13 protein-coding genes are annotated in these 15,412 nt (G+C 47.9%); 9 read left to right on the top strand and 4 right to left on the bottom strand.

Features of this window, described 5'->3' with window-relative positions; all coding sequences use genetic code 11:
* The first annotated feature begins 232 nt into the window (after nt 1-232).
* The 5 genes from KVT36_RS01055 (at nt 233) to KVT36_RS01035 (ending at nt 9,140) form a co-directional block, all read left to right on the top strand.
* Entirely contained in the window at nt 233-1,633 is a 1,401-nt protein-coding gene (locus KVT36_RS01055; protein ID WP_256449935.1) for a sugar porter family MFS transporter, read from the top strand.
* A gap of 24 nt (nt 1,634-1,657) precedes the next feature.
* Entirely contained in the window at nt 1,658-2,563 is a 906-nt protein-coding gene (locus KVT36_RS01050; RefSeq protein ID WP_217601648.1) for a carbohydrate kinase, read from the top strand.
* A 53-nt stretch (nt 2,564-2,616) separates the two neighbouring features.
* Nucleotides 2,617-5,697 carry a TonB-dependent receptor gene (locus tag KVT36_RS01045; RefSeq protein WP_217601647.1) on the top strand — a complete coding sequence of 1,027 codons (3,081 nt, stop codon included), beginning with the start codon at nt 2,617-2,619 and terminating at the stop codon, nt 5,695-5,697.
* A gap of 18 nt (nt 5,698-5,715) precedes the next feature.
* On the top strand, nt 5,716-7,434 hold the full coding sequence (locus KVT36_RS01040; protein ID WP_217601646.1) for a RagB/SusD family nutrient uptake outer membrane protein: 1,719 nt from the start codon (nt 5,716-5,718) through the stop codon (nt 7,432-7,434).
* A 182-nt stretch (nt 7,435-7,616) separates the two neighbouring features.
* A complete protein-coding gene (locus KVT36_RS01035; RefSeq protein ID WP_217601645.1) occupies nt 7,617-9,140 on the top strand; it encodes a glycoside hydrolase family 32 protein in 1,524 nt (507 codons plus the stop codon).
* Nucleotides 9,141-9,252: 112 nt separating this feature from the next.
* On the opposite strand, the gene KVT36_RS01030 is transcribed toward KVT36_RS01035, so the two are convergent.
* A complete protein-coding gene (locus tag KVT36_RS01030; RefSeq protein ID WP_217601644.1) occupies nt 9,253-10,119 on the bottom strand; it encodes a DMT family transporter in 867 nt (288 codons plus the stop codon).
* Between the two features lie 86 nt (nt 10,120-10,205).
* On the opposite strand from KVT36_RS01030, the gene KVT36_RS01025 reads away from it, so the two are divergent.
* Nucleotides 10,206-10,643 carry an Lrp/AsnC family transcriptional regulator gene (locus KVT36_RS01025; protein WP_217601643.1) on the top strand — a complete coding sequence of 146 codons (438 nt, stop codon included), beginning with the start codon at nt 10,206-10,208 and terminating at the stop codon, nt 10,641-10,643.
* 55 nt (nt 10,644-10,698) lie between these two features.
* Nucleotides 10,699-11,472, top strand: a complete 774-nt coding sequence (gene xth / locus KVT36_RS01020; protein ID WP_217601642.1) for an exodeoxyribonuclease III — start codon at nt 10,699-10,701, stop codon at nt 11,470-11,472.
* Here xth and KVT36_RS01015 read toward each other — a convergent pair whose 3' ends face one another.
* Complete coding sequence (locus KVT36_RS01015; RefSeq protein WP_217601641.1) at nt 11,473-12,210, bottom strand: SDR family oxidoreductase; 738 nt, start codon at nt 12,208-12,210, stop codon at nt 11,473-11,475.
* A 150-nt stretch (nt 12,211-12,360) separates the two neighbouring features.
* Complete coding sequence (locus KVT36_RS01010; RefSeq protein ID WP_217601640.1) at nt 12,361-13,251, bottom strand: helix-turn-helix transcriptional regulator; 891 nt, start codon at nt 13,249-13,251, stop codon at nt 12,361-12,363.
* A 171-nt stretch (nt 13,252-13,422) separates the two neighbouring features.
* Here KVT36_RS01010 and KVT36_RS01005 point away from each other — a divergent pair, with 171 nt between their 5' ends.
* Together KVT36_RS01005 and KVT36_RS01000 are read left to right on the top strand one after the other, a co-directional pair.
* Nucleotides 13,423-13,833 carry an SRPBCC domain-containing protein gene (locus KVT36_RS01005; RefSeq protein ID WP_217601639.1) on the top strand — a complete coding sequence of 137 codons (411 nt, stop codon included), beginning with the start codon at nt 13,423-13,425 and terminating at the stop codon, nt 13,831-13,833.
* Between the two features lie 30 nt (nt 13,834-13,863).
* Nucleotides 13,864-14,238 (top strand): nuclear transport factor 2 family protein, encoded by a 375-nt coding sequence (locus tag KVT36_RS01000; RefSeq protein WP_217601638.1) that lies wholly within the window; start codon nt 13,864-13,866, stop codon nt 14,236-14,238.
* Nucleotides 14,239-14,242: 4 nt separating this feature from the next.
* On the opposite strand, the gene KVT36_RS00995 is transcribed toward KVT36_RS01000, so the two are convergent.
* Entirely contained in the window at nt 14,243-15,322 is a 1,080-nt protein-coding gene (locus KVT36_RS00995) for a 3-oxoacyl-ACP synthase III family protein (RefSeq protein WP_217601637.1), read from the bottom strand.
* Nucleotides 15,323-15,412: the final 90 nt, after the last annotated feature.

The raw sequence follows: 15,412 nt of genomic DNA, 5'->3' as shown, positions 1-15,412 counted from the left end.
TCTAAAGATGGCAACCTGGTGCTAATTTCTAAAAACAATGATACAAAATTGAAAAACTACCCCGGATAATATTTTTACAAGCATTTATAATTAGCTGGTTATTAACAACAAATGCAAAATTCACTCCTGTTACAATTTCAAAAGCATTGGAAGCTATCCTGTAATGCCGCCGCCTGGGAAAAGGGCTAGGTTTGAAGCATTAACAGGATCTGCGTTATGAAACCGGACAAGGCTGATTTCTTCTTCCACAGGAAAAAAGCATGTAAGGTTCCCATCCTGCCTTAAAATAAAAACAACCAAAAGGATGAATAGCAACATTGTTTTTTTCTGGGCCTTTGTAGTAGCACTGGGCGGTTTTTTATTCGGATTTGATACGGCGGTGATCTCCGGGGCGGAGCAGGATATTCAGCAATACTGGCATTTATCAGAAATGCAGCATGGCTTTACTGTATCCATTGCTTTAATAGGTACGGTGCTGGGCGCCCTGGGTGGCAGCACCCCTTCTGATAAGCTGGGCCGCCGGGCTACCTTATTACTGGTAGCCATTGTGTACCTGGTTTCTGCAGTAGGTACGGCCATGGCAACTAACTGGTACCTGTTCCTGTTATGCCGTTTTGTAGGCGGGCTGGGAGTAGGCGCATCCTCCGTAACAGCGCCGGTATATATTTCAGAAGTATCACCCGCGCAGTACCGTGGCCGCATGGTAGCGCTGTTCCAGTTCAATGTAGTATTTGGCATCCTGGTATCTTATTTATCCAATTACCTTATTGGCGGACAGGGCGGGGAAAATGCCTGGCGGCTGATGCTGGGCATACAGGCTTTTCCTGCAGCATTGTTCCTGCTGTTATTGCGCTGGGTACCGGAAAGCCCGCGCTGGTTATTGCTGCAGGGTAAAGAAGAAGCTGCGGCCGTGAAAACCCTGCAGATCATTAACCCTGCCGGTTATGAGCAGGATATGATTACCATCCGGCAATCGCAGCAGATGGTGGCAGGTGCGCCCAAAGAAAAGCTGTTCTCCGGCAAATACCGTACGCCCATTATGCTGGCCGTATTGTTTGCCATGTTTAACCAGGTATCCGGAATAAACGCCATTATATATTATGCGCCCCGCATTTTTGAAATGTCAGGTTTAGGCGCAGGGTCTTCCTTATTATCAACAGTGGGTATCGGCATCGTGAATTTCATTTTCACGTTAACCGCTATACGTTTTATTGACCGCATAGGCCGCAGGCAGCTCATGCTTATTGGCACTGTGGGGTTGATTGCCACCCTGGGGCTGGTAGCCATTTCCTTTTACCGGCATACCGGCGGCATTGCAGTGGTGTCCTACCTGCTCATCTACATTGCCTTTTTTGCCTTTTCACAGGGCGCGGTTATCTGGGTGTTTATTTCAGAGATCTTCCCTAACCAGGTACGCGCCAAAGGACAAACTATTGGCAGCTTTACGCACTGGATCATGGCAGCAGTGATAGCCTTCACATTTCCTTACCTGGCCAGCCATATCGGCGGCGGGCACATTTTCCTTTTCTTCTGTTTGATGATGGTGCTGCAATTATTATTTGTATGGAAATGGATGCCGGAAACCAAAGGCCAAACCCTGGAACAGATAGAAGTAAGCATGGTAGTGCATTAACGGAACCTTTAAAACTAAAACCTTATGATAAAGCACAATATCGTTTGCCTGGGAGAAATACTGTGGGATGTGCTGCCGGATAAAGAGCTGCCCGGCGGTGCGCCGCTGAACGTAGCCTATCACCTGCAAAAACTCTCACAGCAGGTGGCCATGGTATCCCGCATTGGGAACGATGATCATGGCAAACGCCTGCTGCAGCTCATGGAAAAAATGCAGCTCAGCACTGCTTATGTGCAGCAGGATAGTACTTATGCCACCGGTAAGGTAAATGCCTGGATGGATGCCCGGAACGATATGCAGTATGATATCCTGCACCCCGTGGCCTGGGATCATATCAGCTGGAATGCGCAGCTGGAAAACCTGTTACAGCAGCCACACCTGCAATATGTAGTATTTGGCAGCCTGATGGCGCGCCATGCAGCCTCCCGCGAAACACTGGACAAAGCCCTGCAAACAAAAGCGCAAAAAGTGCTGGACATTAACCTGCGCGCACCCTGGTATACACCGGAAACGCTGGAATGGCTGCTGCAGCACTGCCAGCTGCTGAAGCTGAATGTAGCAGAGCTGCAGCTGATCAGCGCCTGGTACGGCAGCTATGATAATAACGAAACACGCATACAGGCACTGGCTGCCCGCTTTAATATAGATACCATTATTGTAACGCTGGGCAGCAAAGGCTGTATGGGATATATACAGCAGCAGTTCTACTATCAGGAGGTGCAGCCGGTAACCGTAGCAGATACTATTGGCAGCGGCGATGCTTTCCTGGCGGGCTTTCTCAGCTGCCAGCTCAATAGCTGCACACCCGCTTACAGCCTGGCCTATGCCAATGCGCTGGGCGCGCTGGTAGCATCGCGGCCAGGCGGCTGCCCGGAATACGATCCGGCGGAAATAACCACCCTGCTTAAAATTCCACAATACAGTTTATAGATCACCAGGGACAATCACGAAAACAACTGTTTACAATCACACAAATTCCCATTATGAAAAAGTTGTTATACTTAACATCGTTGCTGTTATGCAGTCTTTGGGGGCTGGCACAACAGCGCAACATCACCGGTACGGTTACCGGCAAACAAGGCGGCATGCCCTTACCCGGTGTAACCGTGCAGGCAGGCAACCGCAATACCATCACCAATGCCAGTGGTAACTTTACCATACAGGCTGCGCCGGATGAAGTGCTGAACTTCTCCTACATCGGCATGAAGCCTGTTTCACAAAAAGCAGGGGAAGGCGGCACTGTACTGTCTATACAAATGGAAGAAAATGCCACAGACCTTAACCAGGTAATTGTAACCGGCTATCAAACCCAGAAAAAGGCAGACCTTACCGGCGCGGTATCTGTAGTGGATGTAAAAGAGATCAAGGATATTCCGTTGGGCAATCCTGTAAAAGCCTTACAGGGGCGCGTTCCCGGCGTATTCATTACCACCAGCGGTGATCCTAACAGCAGCGCCACCGTACGTATACGCGGTATAGGTACCCTGGGTAATAATGATCCGCTGTATGTAATAGATGGTATCCCCACCAAAAGAGGGCTGCAGGAGCTGAACCAGAGCGACATTGAATCCATACAGGTATTGAAAGATGCATCTGCCGCAACCATCTACGGTTCACGTGCAGCCAACGGCGTTATTATTGTTACTACCAAAAGAGCCAAAAAAGGTTACAGCCGCATTAATGTGGATGCCTCTTCCTCTTTGCAGTATTACAGCACAAAGCTAAAAACCCTGAATACAGATGGCCGTGGCCGCGCCTACTGGCAGGCAGCGGTGAATGACCATGTAGATCCCAACAACAACCAGATCTACCAGTACGACTGGAACGGCGATTACAATAACCCGGTGCTGAATAAAATAAACCTGCCGGAATTTATTGATGCCGCTAAAACCATGCACCCGGCAGATACCTATTGGTACGACCAGATTGCGCAAACCTCCCTGCTGCAGAATTATAACATCTCCATTGCCAACGGCAGCGAAAGAGGCAACTCGTTTTTCTCCGTAGGCATGTACAACAATAAAGGCATTGTAAAAGCTACGAACCAGCAAAAGATCACGGCCCGTTTTAATACCGATTATTCATTTTTTAACGGCCGCTTAAGAATAGGAGAGAACCTTTCCGCATCCTATATAAAAGATGCGCTGGTCCCTTCGTCCGACATTTTATTTACCGCGCTGGTGCAACAGCCGGTTGTACCTATACATACCGTGGATGGCGGCTGGGGCGGCCCTGCACCTGGCATGACGGACCGTCAGAATCCCGTACGCCTGATCGAAGATAACCGGCAGAACAAAAGCAACTTTTACCGCATTTTCGGCAATGCTTACGCCGACCTGGAAATTATTCCCAACCTGCATTTTAAAAGCAGCTATGGTATAGACTATAACGGTACCTACCAGCGTACGCTGCGCAAATCTTATACCTCCGGTTTCCTGTCAGATAAAACGAATTTTTCCCAAACCTCGCAGGACTACAACGGTAACTGGGTATGGCAAAATACCCTTACCTACGATGTAACGCTGCAAAAACACCACCTGGATTTCCTGCTGGGCGAGGAGCAGATCAAATATATGGCGCAGAACTTTTACGCCAGCCGGCAAGGGTATGCGCTGGAGAATATTGACTATTCCTACCTGAACGCAGGCTCCACCAACAAGGATAACGGCGGTACCGGCAGCGGGTATACGTTGTTATCCTATTTTGGTAAGGTTAACTATTCTTATGATAACAGGTACCTGGCATCTGTTACCCTCCGCCGTGATGGCTCTTCCCGTTTTGGGAAAGAGAACCGCTTTGGTATGTTCCCCGCCGTATCACTGGGCTGGCGCGTGAGCGAAGAAAATTTCATCAAGAATAATGTAGCCTTTATCTCTGACCTGAAGCTGCGTTACGGCTGGGGTAAAACCGGTAACCAGGAAATTGCCAACAATGCTACCAATACTTTATACTCCGCTATTTATGGCATAGATCCTACCTGGGATTTTGATAGCGGCAGCGCATATGATCTTGGCGGCGCAGGCTCCGGGCAGCTGCCATCCGGTTATACCCTGATACAGCAGGGCAATCCCGCGCTGAAATGGGAAAGCACGGTACAGTCAAACTTTGGGCTGGACTTTGGTTTGTTCGATAACCGCCTCAGTGGTTCCGTGGATTATTTTATTAAGAAAACATCCGACATCCTCATTAGCCCGGCTTACCTGGCGGTGATTGGGGAGGGCGGCACCAAATTCGTGAACGGCGCCTCTATGCAGAACAAAGGCCTGGAAGTATTACTGTCTTATAGCGGCAACATTGCACCGGGACTGGCTTTAACCGTTACCGGCAACATAGCCACCTATCGCAATAAAATTACAAAGCTGCCGGCAGAGGTGCTTACCTCTTATCCCGGCAACGGGCAGGATAAAACCATCCTGGGGCGTTCTGTTAACTCCACCTTCGGTTACATAGCAGATGGCCTGTTCCGCTCCCAGAAAGAGGTAGATGATTATGCTGACCAGATAGGCAAAGGCCTGGGCCGCATCCGTTATAAAGACCTGAACAACGATGGCGTGGTGGATGACAAGGACCGCAACTACATTGGTAAAGGCGATCCTGATTTTACCTATGGTTTGAATGTGTCTTTAGAGTACAAACACTTTGACCTTACTTTTTTCCTTCAGGGGATCCAGGGCGTGCAGGTGTATAACACTTTTAAAACTTATACCGACTTTGCCTCCATATGGCCGGGTACTAACTGGGGCGCACGTACGCTGGATGCCTGGACACCCCAGCATGCAGATGCTTCCATACCTGCTTTAACACTGGTAGACCGTAATAACGAGAACCGTACCTCCACCTACTTCCTGGAATCCGGTTCTTACCTGAAGCTCCGGAACCTGCAGGTAGGGTATAGCTTCCAGCATTTTTTCAGCAAGCGTTTACAAACGGCCAGGGTATATATGCAGGGCAGTAATTTGTTCACCATAAAGAGCAAAACTTTCACTGCCACTGATCCTGAAAACCCGAACAATGCCTACCCCATTCCGGTAATTGGCACCCTGGGTTTAAACCTGTCCTTTTAAACTATTAAACACAGCAACATGAAGTACCTTCAATATATAATTATAGGCAGCTGCCTGCTGTTGGGCGCCTGCAGCAAGTTCCTGGATCAAACGCCGCAGGCCGTAATTTCCGGCGATGACCTGAATACGCCGGAGAACCTGGAAAAGATGGTGGTGGCCGCTTATGCCGGTTTAGGGAACGATCACTACACCGCGCCTTATTCCAGCATGTGGCCTTATGGCAACATTCGCAGCGGCGATGCGTATAAAGGCGGAGATGGCGCCGGTGATATCAGCGACTATCATTTTTACGAAACTTTTTCCCTGAACCGGGTAGACAATGGTTCGTCTGACCTGTTATGGTTCCGTTTATACGTGTGTATAGGCCGGGCCAATGATGCGCTGGGCCGTTTGAATACCGCCACAGACGATGCCTTTCCCAATAAAACCATCCGCCAGGCAGAAATGAAATTCCTGCGCGGCCACTTTTACTTTTTACTGAAAATACTTTTCAAGCATGTGCCTTACATAGATGAAACCATGCCCAAGGCAAGTTATGATACCATCTCCAACCGCGTATATACCGACCAGGAGCTATGGAGCAAGATCATAGCAGACTTCACTTTTGCAGCAGCTAACTTACCCGCAACACAGCCTGAAACCGGCCGTCCCAATAAGTTTGCGGCCAAAGCATACCTGGCTAAAACCCTGTTGTATGCAGCCTATAAGCAGAATGAAAGTAATGCTGTTACCGGCATTGATGCCGCTATGTTACAGCAGGTAAATGCGCTTTGTGATGAAGTAATGGCATCCGGTAAATACCAGCTGGCAGCAGATTTTGCCAATAACTTTTTATCAAAGAATGAGAACGGTCCTGAATCTGTTTTTGCCATTCAATATTCCAAAGACGATGGTACACCCAAAGGCCGCCTGGATTATGGACATGCGCTGGATTATCCCATGAACCAGGATTTTGGCTGCTGCGGCTTTCACTCTCCCAGCTATAACCTGGTGAATGCTTTTAAGACAGATAATTTTGGCTTGCCTATGTTCAACACATTCAACAACGTGAACATTACCAAGGAAAGTGATTTCCAGACCCTCACCTTTGATCCGCGTTTAGACCATACCGTAGCCATACCGGAGCATCCTTATAAATACGATCCTGCGTTTATTTACCAGCGTTCCTGGGCACGCGCACCAGAGGTATATGGCAGCTACCTAAGTTTAAAAGAAGCCGTATTGCCGGATGATCCTGCCTTTCAGAAGGTGCCGCCTTTTATGTCCAGCTCCAAGAACTGGGAAGTGATCCGCTATGCCGATGTGCTGCTGTTTAAGGCAGAAGCATTGATAGAGCTGGGCCGGCAAAATGAGGCTTTACCTTTGATCAACAGCATACGGCAAAGGGCCGGTGCCAGCACCAGCCTGTTAAAACAATCCAATGGCAGCTTCACATCCAATTACAAAATGGGTATTTACCAGCCAGGCATCAACTGCACCTGGACGCAGGATTTTGCCCGCCAGGCCATGCGCTGGGAGCGGCGTTTGGAGTTTGCCATGGAAGGTTACCGCTTTTTTGACCTGGTACGCTGGGGCATTGCAGCAGAATATCTAAACACCTATTTTACCACCGAAAAAACGCGCAGCGCCCATCTCAACGACGCGCTCTTCAAAAAAGGCCGCGATGAATATTTGCCCATACCGCTGAACCAGATTAACTTCAGCAAAGGCTTATACAAACAAAACACCGGCTGGTAAAGCGACATAAAATATGAACATACAACGTATCATAAAACACTGTGCAGCTCAAGGCTCCAAAGCCTGGCACCACAGTAGCAAAAAAGCTTAATCAATGTACCAACCCGCAACCGGGCGGTAACCGGTTGCGGTCCCCTTTTTGGTTCCTTTTTGGGGAAGCAAAAAGGAACAAAAAAAAAATTATGAAAAAAAAACTCTTTTCGATGTTGTTAGCCGGGGTAGGCCTGCTGCCCGCCCTACTGCAGGCGCAGGACGCCACCACGCCTACGCCTCAATGGCGCCCGGTATACCACTTCACACCCGCTAAGAACTGGACCAACGATCCCAATGGATTGATCTACCTGGATGGCGTATACCACCTGTATTACCAGCACAATCCCTTTGAAAATAAATGGGGGCATATGAGCTGGGGCCACGCCACCAGCAAAGATCTGCTGCACTGGAAACACTTACCGGTAGCCATTCCTGAAATGGAAAGCAAAGATACCACCACCTGGATCTTTTCCGGTTCCGCCGTATTGGACAAACAGAACAGCAGCGGTTTTGGTAAGAATGGCAAGGCGCCCATTGTAGCCATCTATACCGCAGATCAGCCCAAACAGCAAAAGGAATCACAGTTCATTGCTTATAGCAATGACGGCGGGCTAACCTACACCCAATATTCCGGCAACCCGGTGGTAGATATTAATAAAAAAGATTTCCGCGACCCCAGCGTGATCTGGCTGGAAGACCAGCACAAATGGCTGATGACCGTAGCTGTACCTGCAGAGCATAAGGTACAGTTCTATAGTTCTGCGAACCTGAAAAACTGGGAGCTGTTGAGCGAGTTTGGCGGCCAGGGCGATACGCGCAAGATCTGGGAATGCCCTTCTTTAACGCCGCTGTACGTAGATGGTGATCCTTCAAAAAAGAAATGGCTGCTCATGGTATCATCCGGCAACCCGGATGCCGCCACCGGCATGCAATACTTCATTGGTGATTTTGATGGCAAAACATTTACCAATAATAATCCTGCGGAAAGCCAGCTATTCGTGGATTATGGCAAAACCTTTTATGCCGCTATCCCCTACAATCACCTGCCGGAGGGCCGCCAGACCATGGTGGGCTGGCTGATGCCTTTTGAAACAGCCACCTTTCCCTGGCGCGGGCAAATGTCAATTCCCCGGGACCTGCTGTTAAAAACCACGCCTGCGGGTATACGTTTATTTCAGCAGCCATCAGCAGTGCTGAATGCTTCGCTGGATAAATTACCGGCAGCTAAAAAACTGGTAAAAAAGAATGTTACTATCAATAACCAGGAGCTGCCTTTAAATACAGCCAACAGCTTTAACACCAACACGAACTGGATAGAGGCGGAGTTTACCCCCGCCACTGCAATAGATTTTGGCCTGAAGATAGCGCAGCAAACCGGCGGTACGGAAACGGTGCTGGGTTATAACACCCAAAGCCATGAGCTGTACCTGGCAAATATGAAGGAAGGCAAGGTTTCTGGCGATGTACAAAAATTGCAGGTACAACCTGTGAACAATAAAATAAAATTGCAGGTGCTGTTTGATAAGTCATCTCTGGAAGTATTTGTGAATGATGGGGAGCAGGTGCTTACTACCTTGCTCTTTCCCGCGCCCGGCGCCACTGGTTTTGCAGCTTTTGCAAAAGAGGGAAGTGTGGAGTTGAATGAGCTGAAGGTGTGGAATTTGGATAAATAGGGCCGACTAAAAGGAATGTAAAATTTCAAATCATAAATGTAAAGTAAAATGCCGCGATATAAGCCCACCTGGTTTCGCGGCATTTTATTTTTACATTCTCTAACCATTGGCATCACGATTTCTTCGCAAAAAATATCCCGGTTAAAGCCACCAGCATACCGGCCATTTCCCCAAATGATAACCGCTCATGAAACAGTACATAGGCATACACCGCTGCAACCAGCGGCTGCGTAAGCACCACCAGTGAAGCCACTGCTACCGGCAGCTTGCCCATGCAATAGCTCAGCAATCCCTGCCCAAGGATTTGGGAAAACACCGCTAAACAGATCAGCGGGTACAGGTCTGTAAACGTCTGCGGTACATAAAACCCCTCTCGCCAAACCATCGCCCCAAATAATACCGGCAAGGATCCGAACGCGCTTATAAACATAATGGTCAGCGCATCCACCTTATCCCGTATAGTATACACCGTTAGCAGGAACAGCGCATAAAAAACAGAGGTGGCAAACGCCAGCAGGTCGCCTTTATAATTGCTGAACGTAGGATTTATTTTACCGGACACCAGCAAAAAGATCCCTGCTAAAGTGGTAGCCACACCCAAAAAGAACCGGGGCTGCAAGCGCTCTTTAAAAACAAAATACGCCACCGGTATCATGGTAAAAGGCACTAAATTGGCAAACAGGTTGGCATTAGCTACGGAAGTCAGGTGAAAGGAGATGTTCCAGAGTATGAGGTCCAGCGCCAGGAATACCCCTGCTATAATAATAGTGACCATCGTTTTTACATCCAATTGCCGTAATTTACTTTTAACAAACGGGTACAGGAGAAAAACGGAGAACAATACCCGGTAAAAGCCGGTATGAATAGGAGGTAAGGTGCTGAGCCTGACAAAAATACCGCCACTGGCTAACAAGCAGATAGCCAAAATGGCCAGCAGGAAAGAACGGTTAGCCGTGTTCACAGCCGTGAGTGTTTTCATTGCACAAAGTAAATACCGGCAGGGCGTAAGGCCGCTTTCGATTCAAAGGAATATCTTCGCCAAACTTACAAACCGAAAGAATTTATATGCAGCTGGATGAATTACATAAAGCTATATTGAATGAACTGCAGCAGAACGCACGCATCAGCAACGCAGAGCTGGGCCGCCGGATAGGCCTTACCGCGCCTGCTGTAGGCGAAAGAATAAAACGGATGGAGGAAGCAGGCATCATCAAAGGTTTTGGTACCCATATTGATTTCCGGCGCCTGCAATACACGGAAAAAGCATTGATAGGCGTAAAGCTGCCGCACGCCTACACAGATACATTTTTAAAAGCAACAGAAAAAATAGCGGGTATAACAGATATAGTACGCGTAACCGGGGAGTATTGTTTCTTTGTAAGCGTAACGGTAAATACAAGAGCAGAGCTGGATGTGATCCTGGATAAGTTTGGTGCGTACGGGGAAACGATCACTTACAGCGTGTTGTCGGAACCGGTGGAAGGAAAGGCAATAATATTATAACCCAATGGCACGAAATTCGAAGTACTGATCCACATAAATCCCATCACCCATCATCATGAAAATAGCTACCTATAACGTTAATGGTGTCAATGGCCGCTTACCCGTTCTGCTGCGCTGGTTAAAAGAAACCGCGCCCGATGTGGCCTGTTTGCAGGAGCTAAAAGCGCCCCCGGAAAAATTCCCTGAGCAGGCTATTACAGACGCCGGTTATGAAGCCATCTGGCACGGACAAAAAAGCTGGACCGGTGTAGCCATCCTCTCAAAGATCGGAAAACCCCAGGAGCTGCGGCGGGCGCTGCCCGGCGACCCGGACGATGTGAATAGCCGTTATATAGAAGCCACTGTCAACGGCATCTTAATAGGCTGTTTGTACTTACCTAACGGCAACCCTGCGCCTGGCCCTAAGTTCGACTATAAGCTGAGCTGGTTCAAACGCCTGCATGCACATGCAAAGGACCTGCTGGCGCAGGATATACCGGTAGTATTGGTAGGCGATTATAATGTAATGCCTACTGAGCTGGATGTGTATAAGCCTGAAAGCTGGGTAAATGATGCCCTGTTCCTGCCGGAAGTGCGTGACGCATTTAAGAAACTGGTAGCGCAGGGCTGGACTGATGCCATACGAACCCTGCATCCCGGTGAAAAGATCTACACCTTCTGGGATTATTTCCGCCAGGCTTATAACCGCAATGCCGGTTTGCGTATTGATCATTTTCTGCTAAGCCCGCACCTGGAAAAACGCCTGAAAGCTGCCGGTGTTGATAAGGAGGTACGCGGCTGGGAAAAATCAAGCGATCATGCGCCGGTGTGGATCCAGCTGGACAAGTGATCACCAGGGACTTTCATCCCCTTCACCATCCATGTCATTGCTGAAGTATTTCCCGGTAGGGCCCTCTGCATCAAGCAAAGCATATTTAACAATGATCTTTGCAGCGTTCTCCACGCTGCCAGGGCCGCGGTGATTATTAAAATCAGTACCCGTATGCCCCGGGTCCACTGCATTTACTTTAAAGGCAGTATCGCGCAGCTCATAAGCCAGTGCAACGGTATACGCATTCAGGGCCGTTTTGGAAGGACCGTAAGCGCCGCCTTTTATTGCATAATATTTCCAGTTGGGGTCACTGTGTAAGGTAAGCGATCCTAAGCCCGATGTTACATTCACAATACGCGGGGCAGGGGATTTTTTCAAGAGATCCAGGAAAACCTGTGTAACGTTTATGGCGCCAAAAAAGTTGGTGTCAAAAACCTCGCGGATAGTAGCCACCTCCGTTGTAGAAGGCGTTTGCGGAAAGCCGCCGCTAATGCCGGCGTTATTGATCAGCAGGTCCAAAGAAGCAGTTTGTTTTTCTACCTGCTCCCGGGCCGCTTTTACAGATGCAGGATCAGCTACGTTTAGCTGAACAAGTGTGAGCTGGTCAAAGCCTTCGGCTTTCAGCTGTGCCACTGCCTGCTCTCCATTTTTAAGATCCCTGCTGCCCAGGAAAATAAAATAACCCTGTGCAGCTAATTGCCTGGCAGTTTCAAAACCAATGCTTTTATTTGCGCCTGTTATAAGTGCTGTTTTCATCTGTTAATATTTGATTTTTTTACGGGTCAGATGGAACCTCGCATTAACATGCTCCTGTGTAAGAAAATATCTCATGCTCGGTTCCATATATTTTATTTACAGGGCAAAGTTATCCCTGCCTGTAATGGCAAAACTGCACTTCAAATGGTTTCAATGGTAAATTTCACGGATGGCGCTCCGGTACTGCAATGGCGTTTGCTGGGTAAGCCGTTTAAAGAATTTATTGAAGTAAGACGCCTCTTCAAATCCCAGGCTAAAGGCAATCTCTTTAATGGACTGATCGGTATGGTACAACAGCCTTTTGGCTTCCAGGATTAAACGTTCATGGATATGTACAATAGCAGGTTTGCCGCTTTGCTCTTTTACCACCTCGCTTAAATGCCCGGCGGAAATGTTCATCAGCTGCGCATAGGCGGCTACTTCATGCAGGCGGGTATAAGAGTCTTCAATATGTGAAAGGTATTTCTTCAGCAGCAGCCGCTCCGGAAACTGGTTTACATTGCTGAACTGCTCCATGTACAAGCGGCTTAAATAGATCAGCAGTACTTTGGTATAGCTTAACAGCATGGTATGCTGCCAGTCGTGTTGGGCGTGGTATTCAGCATAGATCTTTTCCAGTATGTCCTCCACAAAAGCCAGGTCCGGCTCATTCAGGTTCAGCGCATGGCCGTTATAAGGGTTCTGGATAATGGGCAGGTTTTTAAGGAAGTCGTTTTCATCAGTAGCCAGGAAGTCCCGGGTAAAGCTAAGCGTAATGCCTGTGAGGGCCGCGGTTTCTTCCTTTAAATGTACCTGGTAAGGCACGGTAAAGTAAAAGGTATTATCCTTTAAGGTATAAGGGGTCATGTCTATCCAGTGCCGGCTGCTGCCCTTTTTTACAAAAGCAAAAAAGTAATAGTCTTTCCGGTGCGGCACCAGGAAGTCAGAACGCCGGTAATACAGTACACTGTCGTTTTTATTGATACGGAAAAATTTGTTTCCCGTAGCGTTATCCGGCTCAAAAGCATACTTTGGAATAGTAGTTTCTGCAGTGTAGATCATACCTGAAAATTAAACCATTTCAGTGAACCTTTCCTGATCCGTCATAAACCGGTTAAGGTTCCATTGCTTGATAAGATGAAATTGTACTGTCCAAATCCATCCCCCAAATTGTCTAAATGGTACATCCCGAAGTAATATTTAGACAGTAGCTTTGTATTAAATATTCAAACTATGGCAGACATCAGGCATAATGTAGTGATCAAAGCTACACCCGAAAAAATTTACGAAGCAGTTACCACACAGGAAGGTATTGAAGCATGGTGGTGTAAGCATACAACCGCCAAACCGGAACTGGGGTTTGTGAATATCTTCATCTTTGGACAATACTATAACGAAATGAAGGTAACCGACCTTGTCCCCAACAAAAGAGCCGCATGGGAATGCATCAATTCAATTGAGGAATGGATTGGTACCAGCATCTCTTTTGACCTGGAAGAAAAAAACGGGAAAACATTATTACGGTTTAGCCAGGGAGGCTGGAAAGCAGTTACAGATACATTTGCTGCCTGTAATTATGACTGGGCCTTATTTATGAAAAGTTTAAAATCCTATTGCGAAACCGGAACAGGACAGCCTTCTTAATCATCATCAATTACACAAAAAACAATAACAATGCAAAACACAAAAACACTAACAACACAGGAAGTTGCAGCACGGTTCCATGAACTGGCCCAGCAGGAAAAATGGTTTGAGATCCAGGACGAATTTTTCACGGAGAATGTTACAAGCACAGATCCTGCAGGCTCCCCATATTTTGGGTATGCAGAAGGTAAGGCACCTGTTCGCAAAAAAGGCGAAGACTTTGTGAAACGGATCGAAGCGGTTCATAGTGCTTCTACAACTGCACCGGTTGTGGGTGGCAATCATTTTGCAGTTGGAAGGGATATAGATATTACGGTGCAGGGACATGGCAGGATCCAGATTAACCAGGTCATGCTCTATGAAGTAAAAGATGGTCAGATCATATCAGAGCAATTCTTTTATTAAACCCCTACGCCGTATACCGGTAACAAACCGCATTAATATTCATCCCCGCGCCAACAGACGCAAACAATATTACATCTCCCGTATTTAACGTATGCTGTTCCAGCTGGCCCTTGCGCACCAGGTCATATAAGGTGGGAATGGTGGCTACGGAGCTGTTGCCCAGCCATTGAATGGTCATCGGCATAATATATTCCGGCGCCTGTTCTATGCCATATAACCCGTAAAAAGCCTTTACAATAGCCTCGTCCATTTTTTCATTGGCCTGGTGGATGAATATTTTCTTTAGCCCGTCAATAGGTATACCGCTTTTATCCAGGCACTCCTTCATGGCATCCGGTACATGGCGCAGCGCATACTCATATACTTTACGGCCTTTCATCTTAATATAACGGGAATGGCTATCCGCATCCGGGAAATAGGAGCCGCCAAAATTAATATACTCCAGCTCCTCAAAACAATCTGACCGGCTGCTGGTAGCCAGTATACCGGCGCCGGCAGGGCCTGATTCCTGCTGTTCAATAACGCAGGCGCCTGCCCCATCGGAAAATATCATGCTGTCGCGGTCATAACGGTCTATCATCCGGGAAAGGGTTTCCGTGCCAATTACCAGGCACTTTTTTGCCGCACCGGCCCGCAGGCAAATGTCGGCCTGTATTACTCCCTGCAGCCAGCCCGGGCAGCCAAATAAAAGATCGTAAGCAATACAGCCGGGATTGCGGATCCCAAGATTATGTTTTACCCTGGATGCTAACGAGGGCACCGCATCTGTTTGCGAAGTGCCATTATTAATATTACCATAGTTATGCGCTACAATGATCTGGTCAAGTGATTCAGGTGTTATACCGCTTTCTTCAATAGCCAGCCGGCCTGCATGAGTAGCCATGTCAGAGGCATTAACACCCTCCGCCGCATAACGGCGTTCATTGATCCCCGTAATTTGCTGGAACTTTTTGATGATCTGTAGCGAGGGCTGATCGATCAGCTCATGTTTGTCCGTATAAAAGCTGCCGGATTCAAATTCTTTATTATTCTTAACAACAGACGGGATGTAGGCGCCCGTGCCGGTAATAATGGAGCGTTGCATAGATTGTACTGTTCAGGTTAGCTGATTAATAGCCATCGTATTGTCCCCAGCAAATGAGCTGCCAAAGAAAGCTATTACGTGCTTAGGCTT

Origin of the sequence: Chitinophaga sp. GbtcB8 (assembly GCF_019091455.1) — a bacterium.
Lineage (GTDB): Bacteria > Bacteroidota > Bacteroidia > Chitinophagales > Chitinophagaceae > Chitinophaga.
This window is presented reverse-complemented; position numbering and strand designations above follow the sequence as displayed.

Excerpts from the sequence above, each read along its gene's own strand:
- KVT36_RS01015 (WP_217601641.1), bottom strand. The coding sequence starts at position 12,210 with ATGAAAACAGCACTTATAACAGGCGCAAATAAAAGCATTGGTTTTGAA.
- KVT36_RS01010 (WP_217601640.1), bottom strand. The coding sequence starts at position 13,251 with ATGATCTACACTGCAGAAACTACTATTCCAAAGTATGCTTTTGAGCCG.
- KVT36_RS01030 (WP_217601644.1), bottom strand. The coding sequence starts at position 10,119 with ATGAAAACACTCACGGCTGTGAACACGGCTAACCGTTCTTTCCTGCTG.
- xth (WP_217601642.1), top strand. The coding sequence starts at position 10,699 with ATGAAAATAGCTACCTATAACGTTAATGGTGTCAATGGCCGCTTACCC.
- KVT36_RS01005 (WP_217601639.1), top strand. The coding sequence starts at position 13,423 with ATGGCAGACATCAGGCATAATGTAGTGATCAAAGCTACACCCGAAAAA.
- KVT36_RS01000 (WP_217601638.1), top strand. The coding sequence starts at position 13,864 with ATGCAAAACACAAAAACACTAACAACACAGGAAGTTGCAGCACGGTTC.
- KVT36_RS01050 (WP_217601648.1), top strand. The coding sequence starts at position 1,658 with ATGATAAAGCACAATATCGTTTGCCTGGGAGAAATACTGTGGGATGTG.
- KVT36_RS01025 (WP_217601643.1), top strand. The coding sequence starts at position 10,206 with ATGCAGCTGGATGAATTACATAAAGCTATATTGAATGAACTGCAGCAG.
- KVT36_RS01040 (WP_217601646.1), top strand. The coding sequence starts at position 5,716 with ATGAAGTACCTTCAATATATAATTATAGGCAGCTGCCTGCTGTTGGGC.
- KVT36_RS00995 (WP_217601637.1), bottom strand. The coding sequence starts at position 15,322 with ATGCAACGCTCCATTATTACCGGCACGGGCGCCTACATCCCGTCTGTT.
- KVT36_RS01045 (WP_217601647.1), top strand. The coding sequence starts at position 2,617 with ATGAAAAAGTTGTTATACTTAACATCGTTGCTGTTATGCAGTCTTTGG.
- KVT36_RS01035 (WP_217601645.1), top strand. The coding sequence starts at position 7,617 with ATGAAAAAAAAACTCTTTTCGATGTTGTTAGCCGGGGTAGGCCTGCTG.